The 13,393-nt window shown below is 43.9% G+C and carries 15 protein-coding genes and 2 pseudogenes; 12 read left to right on the top strand and 5 right to left on the bottom strand.

Features of this window, described 5'->3' with window-relative positions; translation table 11 throughout:
* Positions 1–7: 7 nt before the first annotated feature.
* From ACPV3A_RS09780 to ACPV3A_RS09810, 7 genes and pseudogenes are all read left to right on the top strand, one after another.
* Entirely contained in the window at positions 8–511 is a 504-nt protein-coding gene (locus ACPV3A_RS09780; RefSeq protein WP_426199273.1) for a hypothetical protein, read from the top strand.
* Between the two features lie 104 nt (positions 512–615).
* Positions 616–928: pseudogene (locus tag ACPV3A_RS09785) on the top strand (RHS repeat-associated core domain-containing protein); the annotation flags it as partial.
* A gap of 431 nt (positions 929–1,359) precedes the next feature.
* On the top strand, positions 1,360–1,533 hold the full coding sequence (locus ACPV3A_RS09790; protein WP_426199360.1) for a toxin C-terminal domain-containing protein: 174 nt from the start codon (positions 1,360–1,362) through the stop codon (positions 1,531–1,533).
* 1 nt (position 1,534) lies between these two features.
* Positions 1,535–2,056 carry a hypothetical protein gene (locus ACPV3A_RS09795; protein ID WP_194544179.1) on the top strand — a complete coding sequence of 174 codons (522 nt, stop codon included), beginning with the start codon at positions 1,535–1,537 and terminating at the stop codon, positions 2,054–2,056.
* Complete coding sequence (locus ACPV3A_RS09800) at positions 2,040–2,675, top strand: hypothetical protein (protein ID WP_426199275.1); 636 nt, start codon at positions 2,040–2,042, stop codon at positions 2,673–2,675. Before ACPV3A_RS09795 ends, ACPV3A_RS09800 begins: the two co-directional genes overlap by 17 nt.
* Before the next feature lie 16 nt (positions 2,676–2,691).
* The gene (locus ACPV3A_RS09805) at positions 2,692–3,129 is read left to right on the top strand and encodes a hypothetical protein (protein WP_194544177.1); all 438 of its coding nucleotides are present in this window, start codon (positions 2,692–2,694) and stop codon (positions 3,127–3,129) included.
* Between the two features lie 229 nt (positions 3,130–3,358).
* Entirely contained in the window at positions 3,359–3,739 is a 381-nt protein-coding gene (locus tag ACPV3A_RS09810) for a hypothetical protein (protein WP_426199277.1), read from the top strand.
* A gap of 322 nt (positions 3,740–4,061) precedes the next feature.
* On the opposite strand, the gene ACPV3A_RS09815 is transcribed toward ACPV3A_RS09810, so the two are convergent.
* Together ACPV3A_RS09815 and ACPV3A_RS09820 are read right to left on the bottom strand one after the other, a co-directional pair.
* A complete protein-coding gene (locus ACPV3A_RS09815) occupies positions 4,062–5,252 on the bottom strand; it encodes a YhgE/Pip domain-containing protein (RefSeq protein WP_426199279.1) in 1,191 nt (396 codons plus the stop codon).
* A 258-nt stretch (positions 5,253–5,510) separates the two neighbouring features.
* Complete coding sequence (locus tag ACPV3A_RS09820) at positions 5,511–6,290, bottom strand: nuclear transport factor 2 family protein (protein WP_426199281.1); 780 nt, start codon at positions 6,288–6,290, stop codon at positions 5,511–5,513.
* A gap of 195 nt (positions 6,291–6,485) precedes the next feature.
* Here ACPV3A_RS09820 and ACPV3A_RS09825 point away from each other — a divergent pair, with 195 nt between their 5' ends.
* From ACPV3A_RS09825 to ACPV3A_RS09840, 4 genes are all read left to right on the top strand, one after another.
* Complete coding sequence (locus ACPV3A_RS09825) at positions 6,486–7,091, top strand: TetR/AcrR family transcriptional regulator (RefSeq protein ID WP_194544173.1); 606 nt, start codon at positions 6,486–6,488, stop codon at positions 7,089–7,091.
* A 113-nt stretch (positions 7,092–7,204) separates the two neighbouring features.
* Positions 7,205–7,495: an ArsR/SmtB family transcription factor gene (locus ACPV3A_RS09830; RefSeq protein ID WP_374198185.1), complete on the top strand. Its 291-nt coding sequence runs from the start codon at positions 7,205–7,207 to the stop codon at positions 7,493–7,495.
* 152 nt (positions 7,496–7,647) lie between these two features.
* The gene (locus ACPV3A_RS09835; protein WP_426199284.1) at positions 7,648–8,715 is read left to right on the top strand and encodes an Atu2307/SP_0267 family LLM class monooxygenase; all 1,068 of its coding nucleotides are present in this window, start codon (positions 7,648–7,650) and stop codon (positions 8,713–8,715) included.
* 129 nt (positions 8,716–8,844) lie between these two features.
* Entirely contained in the window at positions 8,845–10,029 is a 1,185-nt protein-coding gene (locus ACPV3A_RS09840; RefSeq protein ID WP_426199286.1) for an MFS transporter, read from the top strand.
* A gap of 323 nt (positions 10,030–10,352) precedes the next feature.
* Here the strand turns inward: ACPV3A_RS09840 and ACPV3A_RS09845 are convergent, their stop codons facing one another.
* Together ACPV3A_RS09845 and ACPV3A_RS09850 are read right to left on the bottom strand one after the other, a co-directional pair.
* Positions 10,353–11,849: a monooxygenase gene (locus tag ACPV3A_RS09845; protein WP_220684134.1), complete on the bottom strand. Its 1,497-nt coding sequence runs from the start codon at positions 11,847–11,849 to the stop codon at positions 10,353–10,355.
* Between the two features lie 24 nt (positions 11,850–11,873).
* Positions 11,874–12,275 carry a RidA family protein gene (locus ACPV3A_RS09850; protein WP_194544169.1) on the bottom strand — a complete coding sequence of 134 codons (402 nt, stop codon included), beginning with the start codon at positions 12,273–12,275 and terminating at the stop codon, positions 11,874–11,876.
* Between the two features lie 233 nt (positions 12,276–12,508).
* On the opposite strand from ACPV3A_RS09850, the gene ACPV3A_RS09855 reads away from it, so the two are divergent.
* Positions 12,509–12,991: a MarR family transcriptional regulator gene (locus ACPV3A_RS09855; RefSeq protein WP_426199289.1), complete on the top strand. Its 483-nt coding sequence runs from the start codon at positions 12,509–12,511 to the stop codon at positions 12,989–12,991.
* Positions 12,992–13,077: 86 nt separating this feature from the next.
* On the opposite strand, the pseudogene ACPV3A_RS09860 reads toward ACPV3A_RS09855, so the two are convergent.
* Positions 13,078–13,359: pseudogene (locus tag ACPV3A_RS09860) on the bottom strand (chlorophyllase); the annotation flags it as partial.
* Positions 13,360–13,393 lie beyond the last annotated feature (34 nt).

The following is a 13,393-nucleotide window of genomic DNA, read 5'->3' on the forward strand; positions in this document are numbered from 1 at the left end:
TCCTAGAATGTTAAAGATGGTGGGGGTTGAAAGTACCATTAATAAAGTGGATTTAGAGATTGATAAGTATGTTCCTTTTAACATTGAATGGAATTATACCACAATTAAGAATCCTAAGAATTATTGGAGAACAGGTGATTTCAATCGATCTTTATTCGCAATAGGATTAGATTCGGTAACCGGACTAATAAGAGATATGACACTCACAAGTTTCAATAAGATTTCTGAGAGTGATGGTCTTCTCTTATCTAGCAATTCTGTAGTGGGTCTTCCTAAGTTCGACTTAACGCAATGGCCTTCTTCAGATAGTTTCTTAGATTATTCACGAGATTTTATAATTCATCTCACGAGAAATGGGATATCTATTAGTATGATACCAGACTCTGTAGCATTGACAGTCAAGAGTGAAAGAGTACTGTTTCACTTTGATGAAAATAATATATTATTAACAGTTGATATAATCGATTTTACTGAGGATGAGTATCAAAGGATTAGAATGTCATTAACTTAATTACAAGAAGTTGAAGCCGCATGTGAAATAATATTCCATGTGGCTTCTCTTTTATATCTCCTGTTGTCCATTCAAATCTTCTTACCGAACTAATAAGGTTAAAAGTATTAAACGGTCACGGCGATGCCGTCGGCTTGGTGGATGAGCAGGGTACACAGCTAAACAGTTAGTCATACGATATTTGGGGTGGTCCAGTTGAAACCGAAGAAACCGTTCCGAACGTGATGCGCTACGCCGGTGAATATTGGGATGATACGATGGGCCTGCAGTACCCTGCGTGCCCGCTGGTACGATCCGGGAACGGAACGGTTTATGGGCGAGGATACGTATGAAGGGACTCTGACGAATCCGCTGAGCCAAAATCTATATACGTATGTGCATAATAATCCGTTGAGGTATATTGACCCAAGTGGACATTTTGCATTTGAAACCTCGGATAAAGTAGAACTGAAAAATTTACTCGATGAAGCCAAGGAAAAATCGAAATCCAACAGAAAAAACAAATACTATAAGGTATACAAGGATTTCACTGGATCGGTACGACTTTGTATCCATCATGGGAGAAAACCGTTATAATTACTTATTCGATTTGTTAACGGGAACAAGCCCTTACACTAATAATCAGGCATTTCGTCTTGGGCAAGAGCGCAGTTATTAAATGAGTATCAGGTTTCAAAAGAGGCAGAATATATTGCGTTGCTTGCTATGGGATTTTTACCTGCTAACGGTGCCGGTAACAAGAGTACTAAGGCTTGGGTTCGGATGACTACAAAACAATCTACTGATGCGGCTAAGAAATTAGGTTATGAACCGACGAACTACACTGCTAAAAATGGTGAAAGGATGGGATATACTATAATAAGAAAACTAAAACCTATATCAGTCAGGATATTGGCAGTGGTGATGGTAGTGGTCCTCATAATGGGGGGGTATGGAAAATGGCAAAATCACCTGAGGCATTGAATAAGAAGGATACACGGATGGGCACGTATGATGGAAACTTGGAAAGAATAGGTGATTAAAATGAATAAGTATCGTATTTCAAAGTACAACCCTATTTTTAGGGGAAGTACTGGCAGATATTCGAAAGAAGATTGGACGGCGATAAGCGATATAGGAAAAACCTTTGATGGCCAGTTACTTACGGTTGAACTTTACAAGTCAGTTGAAGATAACTATGTAAATACCGTAAGAACAATTATGAATTATTTGAATGTATCTCATCTTACAGTAAGTAATATTAGAAAAGGTTCGAATGAAGAAGAATTCGAAAAAGTTGTTACGAAATATCAACCGCTATATAACAATAACGAGATAAGAGATGCATATTACAATCTTGTTGACAACACGAAACTATCTGCTCAAGAAATTGGACCTGTGGTGAGACTGTTGCTGAGGGAAGATATCGGAGCTGATGTGTATTGCGAGAATGTGATGAGAGTTTTTATTGGATACGATTATCTAATGGGAATTCATACAGCCCAACCCATCGAATCAATAGTTCTCGATATTGAAAGAATGGGAGTGTTTGTCGAAAAAGTGTAATAATAAAGCATTATTATTGACCTTGGGGGAACAATTCCTTCAAGGTCTTTCTTTACTTCACCACCCAGTGCCGAATGAATCGGTCGATGCATCTCGAAAGAACTTAACCCTCATCAAGGATTTCATACGGGATCGGTACGACTTTGTATCTATCATGGGAGAAAACCGTTATAATTACTTATTCGACTTGTTAACGGGAACAAGCCCTTACACTAATAATGCAGGCATTTCGTCTTGGGCAAGAGCTCAGTTATTAGATGAGTACCAGGTTTCAAAAGAGGCGGAATATATTGCGTTGCTTGCTATGGGATTTTTACCTGCTAACGGTGCCGGTAACAAGAGTACTAAGAACACCAAAGTTTTATGGGACATTAAAACAGGTGCTGACAAAAAAATTACTTATAAATTTAAAGGAGATACCGTTACTGCTTATCGTGACCCTAAAACTGGGTTATGGTGGGCGAAGGATACAACCGGACATGCAGATTCTGCCTACAAAGTATTTAAGGAAGCGAAAGGCGGTAAGGAACTTCATTGGGTTGCTGATTCAGACAAATATGGTAATTTTATTGATGGCAAACACAAGAGTTCTACTGGTACAGTAATAAAAATTAAGTAGATTTGAGGTATGAGATATGTCTATATCAAAAACAGAGGCAATAAAGCTGTTCGAATTAGGATTTCAGAGGCCATTATATGCAGATAAGGTATATCCACAGGACATTTTTGAATATCAAGATTCCGTTTGGGTTGTAGGAGGAAGGGTTCTACCATCAACGGGATTTCTCTGCGATGAAGAGATTTATAAAAAGGGAGTATGGATACCGAGTATTCTCGATTTAATGTCCTGGCTAGAGGACAATGATTGCAAATTCAATCTATCTTATATTGGAACAGGTTATAAACTAATCGTTAGTGATAACAATGAAATAGAGTACTCCTCTAAAGGAGCAACTCCGGAATTTGCCTTTTATAACGTTATCATTAAGATTCTCAAGAAGTATGGAGGGAATCCTGTAAATAAAGAATATGAAGTAATTGAAGCCGAATTTATTGATAGAAAGGATTTATAAGCAATCTAACTAAAGACCTTGAAGGTATCTACCTTCAAGGTCTTATTTGTATCCCACGTACCCAGCTAATCTTCTAGCCAGTGAGAGTCCGGTCGCGGAAGGAGCCAAGCTTCAAGTACAAAGGGCGCGTCCTCCATAAACCGTAGTAGTGTGAGACAATAGCCATAAAGTGGTTCTCCAAAAAGAAGCAAATAATACCTTGCTTTTTATGATAGGAGGTGGGAGAAAAATGCGTAGTATTCATGACAATGAAATTGTTTCCTATGAAGTTGATTTTCAAAAATCTAGAATTACATTGCACACTTTAGGTGGTAATGGAGATTCAGTTACCACTACTATCGAGTTCATTGATGTCCTGGCGCATATGTTTAAAACACAGCTACAGGGAAGTATTATTCTTGATATTAGCAAATACGATGTAAGCCGATTTCTCAAACATAATAAAGAATTGTTAAAGAAACAGAAGAATTACGGATGGCCGATGCATTATGAAAAGATTGAAGATTTGTTTGAACATTTACAAAATGAAAAGTATAACTATTATGTAATTTCAGCTTCATATGGTCTTAATGGATGGGTAATTGCTAAAAAATATAATATTTATAATTGAATAGTAATTTTAAACTTGGCCTTGGGGCGGCAATCCTCAAGGTCTTTCTTTTACCCCTACCTAGTGCCGAATCCATTGGATTGGGTGGCATGACTTCAAGGAAACTAACGCTCATCATCCGTATAATACCCCCTGAAATGCCTGCCTCGCCTTTTTAATTCTGATATATACAAAATAAAACTCGTTGGAATCAAGATTAACGGTGTTTAAAATTCAATTTCTTAACATAGAGATAAAAAGGGATTACATTAAACGTACATTAAACGCAATCTAATTATAACATGAGCGTAAAAAAGGAAGTACAACGCATCGTTGATTGTTCTTACTTTATTGTATCGCTTGTAACAGAAGTAGGAGCGGCATCTGTCGCTCGACCGGCCCTAAATCCGGAAGTGAGCAGCAAGACCAAAAATCCACCGGCGACGCCCCACAAAATCAAGGCGTTTGAGTAAGCTGCGTCCAGTCCGCCGAAGTACATTACTTCCCGTAGCCCTCCTGCCGCGAATCGCAGTGGCGTCCACGAATAGATCCAATCTCGCGTCGTCTGCGACAAGAACTCCGGAGCCATGTTCAGCAGCGGCATGGAGAAGAACATCAACAGTACGAGAAGCGGTATTGCCCGGAATCCGATCCAATTCAGCAAGGAAGATTGCAACAAGAAGAACGCCGATCCAGCCAACCATAAGAACAACCACGTCTCCCCCGCGTTCGCCAGTTCCATACCGTACCACGACGAAGCCATCCATATGGTGTAGCACGAGGCTATGCCGACGATCGCAAGCCCCCCGATAGCTTGCAGCGCGCTGACTGTCCATCTCCTTGAACCCGCGGCGACCGCCTTCTGGCTAGCCAGGAACAAGACGACTCCGGTCACCATGCTGCCGATCCATATAATCTGGGTCAACAAACCCGGCGCATTCCCCGCCGCATTATTCGCTCCCGGTGGATGCACGACTTCCTCCTGAACGTTCACCGGCGTCATTAAAGCTTTAGCCGTCTCAACCGAAATTTGCTCCGTTTGCTGTCCGATCTGCCCAAGCAGCTGCTGCAACAGTTCCCCGTTGATCATTTTCATCGCTTGCCCCATTGCCTGTCTTACGACCATCGAGGCTGGGGTGTTCATACCCTCGTTGGAGATGATTCTCACATTAGGGTGAATCGGCGAGTGCGTTGCTAGCGAGAGTAAACCGCTGCTCAGATCCGCCGGAATCACCATCGCTCCGTAATATTCGCGTTTATCCAGTCTTTCCCGGGCCTTTTCCTCGGAATCCACGACATGCCAGTCGAACGGCATTGCCGGGCTAGACAGCAACTTTTCCCGGATCATTTCCCCTATCGCAAACGTTCCTCCAGTCGGCAGCTCCGCTGGCTGGTCAAGGATAACGAGGGCCACCGGGACCTCCTTTGGCTTCGATCCAAGCACCGATCCCATCATCGCTACCCCGAATACGGTCAATACGATCAGGACGAGCACCATTCCTAGCCACATCATTTTTTGTGTCAGCATTTTCACGATCCACTACTCCTCGTCTCTTTATAATGAACATATGGTTGATTATCAACGGCAATGTTCATTGTGAAAGGACCACCATATAATATGGCTGCATCACACGGTCACTTCATGGCAATGAACAAAAATAGCGTTGCTGCAGCAACGCTTCTGTATCCATTTCATTAAAAAAATGATCACTCAAGTACATTCGTAAAATCGAAAGACATCACCGCACTTAAATTTCGGCGATGTCTTTCTTGCGATTCAGCTACACAAACTTCAAAATCTACTGTTCGAATTTTTTCGTTTTTCTGCCGGCAAGATGGCCTCGATTACGTCCCAATGCTCAGCGATCTTTTCATCCTCTACGCGGAACAAATCGTAGAAAGCGGTATGCTGACCATCAAACAGACCTTCACTCATTGTAAGAACAAAATCGCCTTGACCGATAACTTGATGGACATAAGTATATTGAAACTCAACATTTTTCTCCTTCAGAGCCTGCAAAGCAGTGTGAAGACCTGAAAGGCCGTCTGCAATATGCGGACTATGCTGAATGTAGTGATCTCCATCAAAGTAAGAGGCAAGCAGGTCAGGGTTCTTCCCGAGCAAGATGTTCTCAACATAGCTTCTGACAAATGCCTTGTTGGCATCCGTTTTGTCGATATCCTTAATCGTAACCGGTCCGTCAATCATTGTATGATTGCTTGGTGTCTTCTCCACCATCTCTTGCAAATTATCCCAGTGCTCAACGATTAGTCCATTCTCAAAACGGAAGATATCAAATACGATTTTAGGGCCGTGAAAATGATATACAGAATGAAGTGCCACATAATTTCCGTCAACTAAAGCCCGCTTAATGCTTACCTTTGTACCAATTTCCTTTAAATGATCTAGAGCACCAAGCATGGTTTCACGACCATCGAGTAAGGCCTGGTTATGCTGAATATATTGATCTGGATGAACGTAAGCCGTAATCGCTTCGGGATTGCCGCTCTCAAAACTTTCCAGTACGGCGACTGCCTTACGAACAAGCTCATGTTGATGATTGGATGTCATTGGAATGTCCTCCTTGGAATTCTTTTTAGTCATTAGATAAATAATGAACATAACGTTGTTTATTTATCTCTTGCTCATTATAATAGAGGCTAATATAACGCTCAATATTCAATATTTTTAGTTATGATGGATAACAGACAACTCATATAACTTTGTCGCTTAACGACCTAAATAAATGTAGGGGGAACGAAAACAATGAACAAGAAAACCGACCTAAGAATACTGCGCACGAAACAATCGATTCGAAAGGCGTTTTATGAGCTTATTCAGGAAAAGGGATATGAATCCATAACGATCCAGGATATTGCCGATCGGGCTATGATCAATCGAAACACATTTTATCTCCACTACCAAAACAAGCCTGATTTACTAGATACATGTATGAATGAATTGTTGAGCGAATTAAAGGATGCGGTCGTTCTTTGTCCCATCAGCATGGATCCTTTCAGTATTTCTCTACTCGAGACAGTCATGCAAACTGTACTGGAGCATATTTCCCAAAATTTGACCTTTTATCATTCCATGTTAATAGATGAGAATAGAATCTATCAGTTTCAAGCGAAAATGGAAAATATCATTAAAGATAAATTAATTGAGGGGTGGAAACCTGCTCAGGGAAACTCCCCATTAGCGATATCCAAGGAATTACTGATCGAATACCTCGGATCGTCATTCATGGGGATTGTAATTTGGTGGATTAAAAACGATAAACCCCTTCCTGCAGATGAAGTTTCATCTCAGTTTAGCAGAATCGTTGCCTACGGGCATTTAAGAGCTGCCGGCATCGCCGTCGAGGAATAAAATTAACGAGGGTAGAGGGAGCAGGGTTCAGCTCTGCCCTTTACATTTGAACGACATGGTGCTAAACTTGATTTCGATAGTTATAGAACTGCAGAAGATGCGCGGGGAGGTGGATGGAATCAGTGGGAGAAAATCAAGAAGATATCGGGCAAGCGGTTAAAGTGTATAAAGCTTTGGGGGAACCAACCCGGTTGAAAATCGCTTTACTGCTCGCGAAAGAAAGCAACTTATGCTTCACTGCCGTCGGTGAAAGGCTTGAGTCGGTTGCAGGCTCGACGCTATCGCATCATTTAAAGCAATTGACGGACTCTGGCTTGATTGATTCTCGCAAGAATGGATCGTTTATTCACTATAACGTCAATCGAGAAATAGCGGAAAAATTTGCGCCCTTTTTGTTGGCGTAATTTTTTCGAAAATCAATTCTATAAGTTTAGAACTATAGAATTGATTGGGGTTTATACTTAAACGGATTTTAACGAACGAGTCGATTTGGAATGATTATTCAACAGTTTTTTACTAATCCCCCCTATTCCATATTAAGAAGGAGAGAATAACTATGAGCGGTCAAACGAATACGATGGAGATTGGAATGAGCACCTTCCTTCATGCAAATCCCGGAAATGGCGGTGTCTCGCATGCCCAGAGGCTGCGCCAGGCGATCGAAGAAATCCAATTGGCAGATCAGGTCGGCCTTGACGTCTATGCCATCGGCGAGCATCATCGCATCGAATACACAAGCTCCTCGCCAGCTGTCATTCTGGCCGCAGCTGCAGCTACAACGAAGCGGATCCGGCTCTCGAGCGCAGTGACGGTGCTATCTTCGGACGATCCGGTGCGGATATATCAGGACTTTGCAACGTTGGACGGTCTGTCGAACGGGCGAGCGGAGATCATGGCCGGACGGGGGTCGTTCATTGAATCGTTCCCGCTATTCGGCTATGACCTGAAAGATTACGAGGAATTGTATGAAGAGAAACTGGAACTGCTGTTGAAGATTCGCGCTTCCGAAAAGGTGACCTGGCGTGGCGGTCATCGCCCGGCGATTGACAACATGGGCGTCTATCCTCGTGCACTGCAGGAGCCTTTGCCTGTCTGGATCGGTACGGGCGGCAATCCGGAATCAGCTGTTCGGGCCGGCTTGCTGGGACTTCCTATTGCCTTCTCAATCCTGGGAGGGGAGCCGCAAAGATTCGCACCCTTAGTGAAGCTTTATAAAGAAGCCGCCGTGAAAGCTGGTCACGATCCGAATAAGCTGCAAATTGCTACACATTCGCATGGCTTTATTTCGAATACGGCACAAGAGGCTGCTAAGCGGTATTACCCTGTCATGGCTGGCCAAATGAACCACATTGGACGGGAACGAGGCTGGTCTACGTATACACGTGACTCGTACGATTCAGCCCGCAACCTTCATGGCGCTCTATACGTCGGTGATCCCGAATACGTCGCAGAAAAAATCGTGCTGCTGCATAAGAATCTTGGCTTGACTCGCTTCATGATGTACAACGATTTCAGTTCCTTGCCGCATCGCGATTTGCTGCAGACGATTGTGCTTCTCGGGACCAAAGTAGCGCCGATTGTCCGTAAGGAGCTGGCACGTCAGACATCTGGCCATAACGCTTAAAGCAGACCACGAACGCTGGGAACGAGGAGGCTTGATTGGGCCGAGAAGTGAAGTCGGCGAATTGAGCAATTTTTTTTAAATATGAATTCTATAGATTTAGATCTGTTGAAGTGAAAAGAGGAGAAATAGATGAGAAATTCATGGAAAATTTATATTTTAGCCATTGTCAGCTTTTTAGTTGGAACTTCAGAGTTCGTGATTGCCGGCATCTTGGATATGCTTGCAAGTGATTTTGGAGTGTCGGTAGCGGCGGCCGGGCAGTTGATTACGGTCTACTCGCTTGCTTATGCCATCGGCACCCCGATCCTAATTGCGCTCACGGCAAAAATGGATCGAAGAAAGCTTATGCTGTCGGCTTTGGGATTATTTTTCGTAGGGAACTTGATCACGGTCACAACTACAGGCTACGGCATGCTGCTTGGAGCAAGAATTATCTTGGCGATCAGCACGGGGGTATTTATGGTCGTCGCCCTGACGGTTGCCGCTAAAATATCTCATCCAGGAAAACAGGGCAGCGCAATCGCCACGGTTCTAGTGGGCTTTAATCTCGCACTTATTTTAGGGGTTCCGCTTGGGAGAATCATTGCGGGCTCACATGATTGGAAAATCATCTTTACGGGAGTCGGAGCCCTGAGCTTAATCGCGATGCTGGTCCTTTTGCTGGCGATTCCGAGATCGGAAGGAGAGGCTCCCGTACCTATTCGGGAACAGCTTGCCTTATTAAAAAGCCCACGAATCACGGTCGCGCTTTCCATCAGTTTTTTCTGGATATTGGGCTATACGATGCTGTACACCTATATAACGCCGTTTCTTCTGGACATTACGGGGATGAGCGAAGGGATGGTAAACATCGGGTTGTTTGCGTTTGGGCTGGCCAGTCTCATAGGGTCCCAAGTTGGCGGTTACGGTGCAGATAAATGGGGTATCCCCCGTACGATGATTGGAGGCTTGCTCTTTCACTCGGGAATATTATTATTACTGACGGCGTTCTCCCACTCGTCCATGATCGTGTTGCCTTTGCTTATGTTATGGTCCTTTTTCGCCTGGTTGACGGGGCCGGTTCAACAAGTTTATTTAATCGGCATGGCTCCTCAGGCTTCGGGGATTATCCTGAGTTTGAATAATTCTATTGTGCAGTTGGGCATGGCTGTAGGGGCTGTAATCGGAGGCATTGTTGTAGAAAGCATCTCGCTAGCATCCGTTGGTTTGCTTGGCGGAGCTTTCGTTGCCATTGGACTCATCCCGGCTATTATTTCATTATCCATGCGTCGCCGATCTGCAGCTGCGGGCGTAACCGGCAATGCGGAAGTTTGAAAAACCAGGCTTCTATATAAGTTGAACAAATAATATCAGATCAGGTCACCGATTTCTTCGGTGGCCTGCTGTGCATGTTGTTTGATTATAGCTTCTGGACCGGGTGCGTTAAGTTGAACCGTACCACAAATAGTGGTAAAGCGCCTGGATCAAGGCTGTGATGATGCGTTCTGCAGAATTGGGGAGAGGGATTTAAGGAATCAAGTTTTATCCCAACCTGAGGATAAGAACTTGATTCCATTGACATAAAGGACGGTGCTTGTTCAATCATCTACAGACCTTACTGGGTCAGGGGGAGGCGGTCACACACCTCAAACGAATTACTAATCCGTAATGTTTCCGCACCAGCGAGTGATTCCTTCATTTATGGTTTGCATGGGATTCGGATCGGATAGAGGAATCGCCCAGGCAATATGTCCATCCGGCCGAATAAGTGCCGTGTGGACGTCATTCCAATCCGCATCAGCCTCAGCCAAAGAGGCATGTACAACTTGAAGATGGCTATACGTTTCCCATTGGCCGCTATTCTGTTCATTAGAATGGAAATGCAACAGAAGAAAAGTACCTTTGTGCAGGAGCGGATAGGCGTTAATCAATTGCCCGTCTTTCAGCTTTAAGCTGAGATCCTTGAACCGTTTCCCATTTAAAGGATGGGAAGGCGCTTCGGCATCGGGTGCATAATGTACATCCATTGCGGAAACTTGTGCGGCGATTTGATAATTAGCCTCCGGTATTTGAATCAGATCAGCCAACATGCTTCGCAGTTCCGTGATGGGAGGAGTCACGTCCAGAAGCAGGGTTTGGACCTCGGTATTCCGGAGCAAGGCTGTATTCCATGGGAAACGTTCGGTATGATAACTGTCCAATAGCCAGTCCGGAGCCCAGCCTTTGATTGCTCCTGCAAGCTTCCAGCCTAAGTTCATCGCTTCTTGTAAGCCGACGTTCATTCCCTGTCCACCAGCCGGAAAATGAATGTGCGCCGAATCTCCGGCCAAAAACAATCGACCATTCCGATAGCGTCCCGCTTGCCGCGTCGCATTTCCGAAACGGGACATCCATATCACATCGTTCAATCCCAAGTCGCTTCCGGTCGTACGGATGAGCGATGAACGAAACTCTTCCAATGTAACCTTCTCATCCTTAGAGATGTTACGTCTCTCCATATCGATCATCAAGACTCGGTAGATATGATCATTGATTGGCATGATGCTGACCAATCCTTTTTCTGTAATCCGGGATATGACACTCATAGGAGCCAATTCAGATAGAACGGCATCCCCCAGAATAGCCGTGAAGGTCGCATCTGTACCTTCAAATGATATGTTTGCATGCTTGCGAACCAAACTTCTAGCTCCATCCGTACCTACCACATAAGCTGATCTTAACGTTGTTTCTCCATGAGGTCCCGCGATCTTAACGTCAACCCCATCCTCATCCTGGTGCACAGATAGAGCCTCAACCTCTCTCCGGACCTCTGCGCCAAGGCTAAGCGCCCATTCCTCCAGCACCTTCTCCGTCTCACTCTGCGGTAAAAAGAGGGTGTGATTGGAAGAAGAATCCAACACCGAGAAATCCAAGGGGGTTTCTAATCCGGCAAAATGTCCTCTCGAAAGTAAGCGGCCTTGACTGATTAATTGTGATTTCACTCCACGCATATCTAATATTTCAAGGGTTCGTGGATGGACGGTAAGCGCACGTGAATATGGAGTTGTCTCTTTTAATCGCTCAATGACGCAGACCTTTACACCGGCTAATGCCAATTCCCCAGCCAACATCATGCCGACAGGTCCGCCACCGATAAGGATGACTTCATATTTCATATAAATAACCTCTTTTCTTAAACATTATGGGAAGATCACGATAGCGTCTATTTCGATAAGCCATTCAGGATCGGCTAGTGCTTGAACGCCTATATAGGTACTTGCTGTCTTCGGCCAGTTAGGGCCAAACACATAAAATCCTGCATCAAAAATAATCGAAATCAATTCCGGGTTGTGGTTTACCACAAAGATATTCATCTTTCCAATGTACAATGGATCCGCTCGCACGGCTTCCAATGCATACTTAAGATTGGTGAACACTTGAACCGCTTGCGCGTAATAGTCCCCTGAACCGACCAATGCTCCTGTTTCATCTACAGAAACCTGACCTGAGATGAAGGCCAGTTTGGAGGCAGTAGTTACCACGACATGAGAAATTACAGATGTAACCTTATCCGTCAATGTCTTCGGATTCACGAGTTCCATTGGTAGGTATGCACCTCCTTCATTAATTATTGTTTCGGTAGAATCTTTTTATTGCTTGTTAAAAAGGGTATGATAAAAATTATATATAATTTTTGTTTCATATGAAACAATATCATTGTACTTATTTATTCTTTACCCTGTCAACCCCAATCTTAATATGAGTATGATCGTTTGTTTCTCAGGAAACAATCTATGATATAATAAACAAATAAGTCGAGGGAGTCAGCATAATCATGRAAACTGCCAGTAAGAACAAAACCAAAACCGCCATTCATGAATTTTTCGTTCAGTTTCTTGAGCAAAAAGAGCAATATGAAACCCGAATAACTGCCACATACCTGGAGGATATCCGTAAGCATATTGAATCGGAATTCAGCTTGAATATGACGGAACTGCACACCATTGCGTGCATCGGAGAGCAGGAGCCGATCAATCTCACTTCCATCGCGGAGAGAATAGATTTAAGCAAAGGAAATACCTCCAAGATCGCAAACAAGTTACTAAAGGCAGGTTGGGTGCGAAAAGCCCAGCTCAACGATAACAAAAAGGAAGTGTATTTTCGGTTAACGCCTGTCGGCAAAAAGCTATTTGCTGCTCATCATGAGCTTCATGCGAAGGAAAGGCAAAGAATGTACGAATTTTTGGAAAGATATAACGAAAGCGAGCTCGAATTTATTAAACGGCTGTTTGGAGATATGGTTGACTTCTATCGCTGACGTACCTCAAGAAACCAGAAAAAGAGAGCGAGCTCCCTCACAGGCATTGGGCCGGCGGGGGGAGCTCGCTGTTTTTCTCTAGAGCTTTATTTGGATTCAATTCGACCAATTGAATAGGTCGTCTCGGACAAAGTCTGTTTCACGGCCGACCAGTTGGTCTGCTCAATATCGAGTACATGTCGAAGGTAAGCCCATGTAACCTTTTGGATCAGGGCAACTCGTTCTGGGTTTTCATCTGTTGTTTCTTTAACCTCGTAACCAGCGATCCCTCCAAGTGAGTGTTCTGCGCCAAAAAGGGTGAGCAGGCTTTCTGCTCCCGGGCTGAGGAAGTAAGGGTCGGTCATCCAATCCGGCCCGCGAACGGTCAACTGATATGCGCAAATTATATCAAGCATCCGGAGC

Source organism: Paenibacillus sp. Dod16, from assembly GCF_049893405.1.
GTDB lineage: Bacteria > Bacillota > Bacilli > Paenibacillales > Paenibacillaceae > Paenibacillus_AQ.

Excerpts from the sequence above, each read along its gene's own strand:
- ACPV3A_RS09780 (WP_426199273.1), top strand. The coding sequence starts at position 8 with ATGTTAAAGATGGTGGGGGTTGAAAGTACCATTAATAAAGTGGATTTA.
- ACPV3A_RS09820 (WP_426199281.1), bottom strand. The coding sequence starts at position 6,290 with ATGACATCCAATCATCAACATGAGCTTGTTCGTAAGGCAGTCGCCGTA.
- ACPV3A_RS09810 (WP_426199277.1), top strand. The coding sequence starts at position 3,359 with ATGCGTAGTATTCATGACAATGAAATTGTTTCCTATGAAGTTGATTTT.
- ACPV3A_RS09845 (WP_220684134.1), bottom strand. The coding sequence starts at position 11,849 with ATGAAATATGAAGTCATCCTTATCGGTGGCGGACCTGTCGGCATGATG.
- ACPV3A_RS09795 (WP_194544179.1), top strand. The coding sequence starts at position 1,535 with ATGAATAAGTATCGTATTTCAAAGTACAACCCTATTTTTAGGGGAAGT.
- ACPV3A_RS09830 (WP_374198185.1), top strand. The coding sequence starts at position 7,205 with ATGGAATCAGTGGGAGAAAATCAAGAAGATATCGGGCAAGCGGTTAAA.
- ACPV3A_RS09805 (WP_194544177.1), top strand. The coding sequence starts at position 2,692 with ATGTCTATATCAAAAACAGAGGCAATAAAGCTGTTCGAATTAGGATTT.
- ACPV3A_RS09850 (WP_194544169.1), bottom strand. The coding sequence starts at position 12,275 with ATGGAACTCGTGAATCCGAAGACATTGACGGATAAGGTTACATCTGTA.
- ACPV3A_RS09835 (WP_426199284.1), top strand. The coding sequence starts at position 7,648 with ATGAGCGGTCAAACGAATACGATGGAGATTGGAATGAGCACCTTCCTT.
- ACPV3A_RS09840 (WP_426199286.1), top strand. The coding sequence starts at position 8,845 with ATGAGAAATTCATGGAAAATTTATATTTTAGCCATTGTCAGCTTTTTA.
- ACPV3A_RS09825 (WP_194544173.1), top strand. The coding sequence starts at position 6,486 with ATGAACAAGAAAACCGACCTAAGAATACTGCGCACGAAACAATCGATT.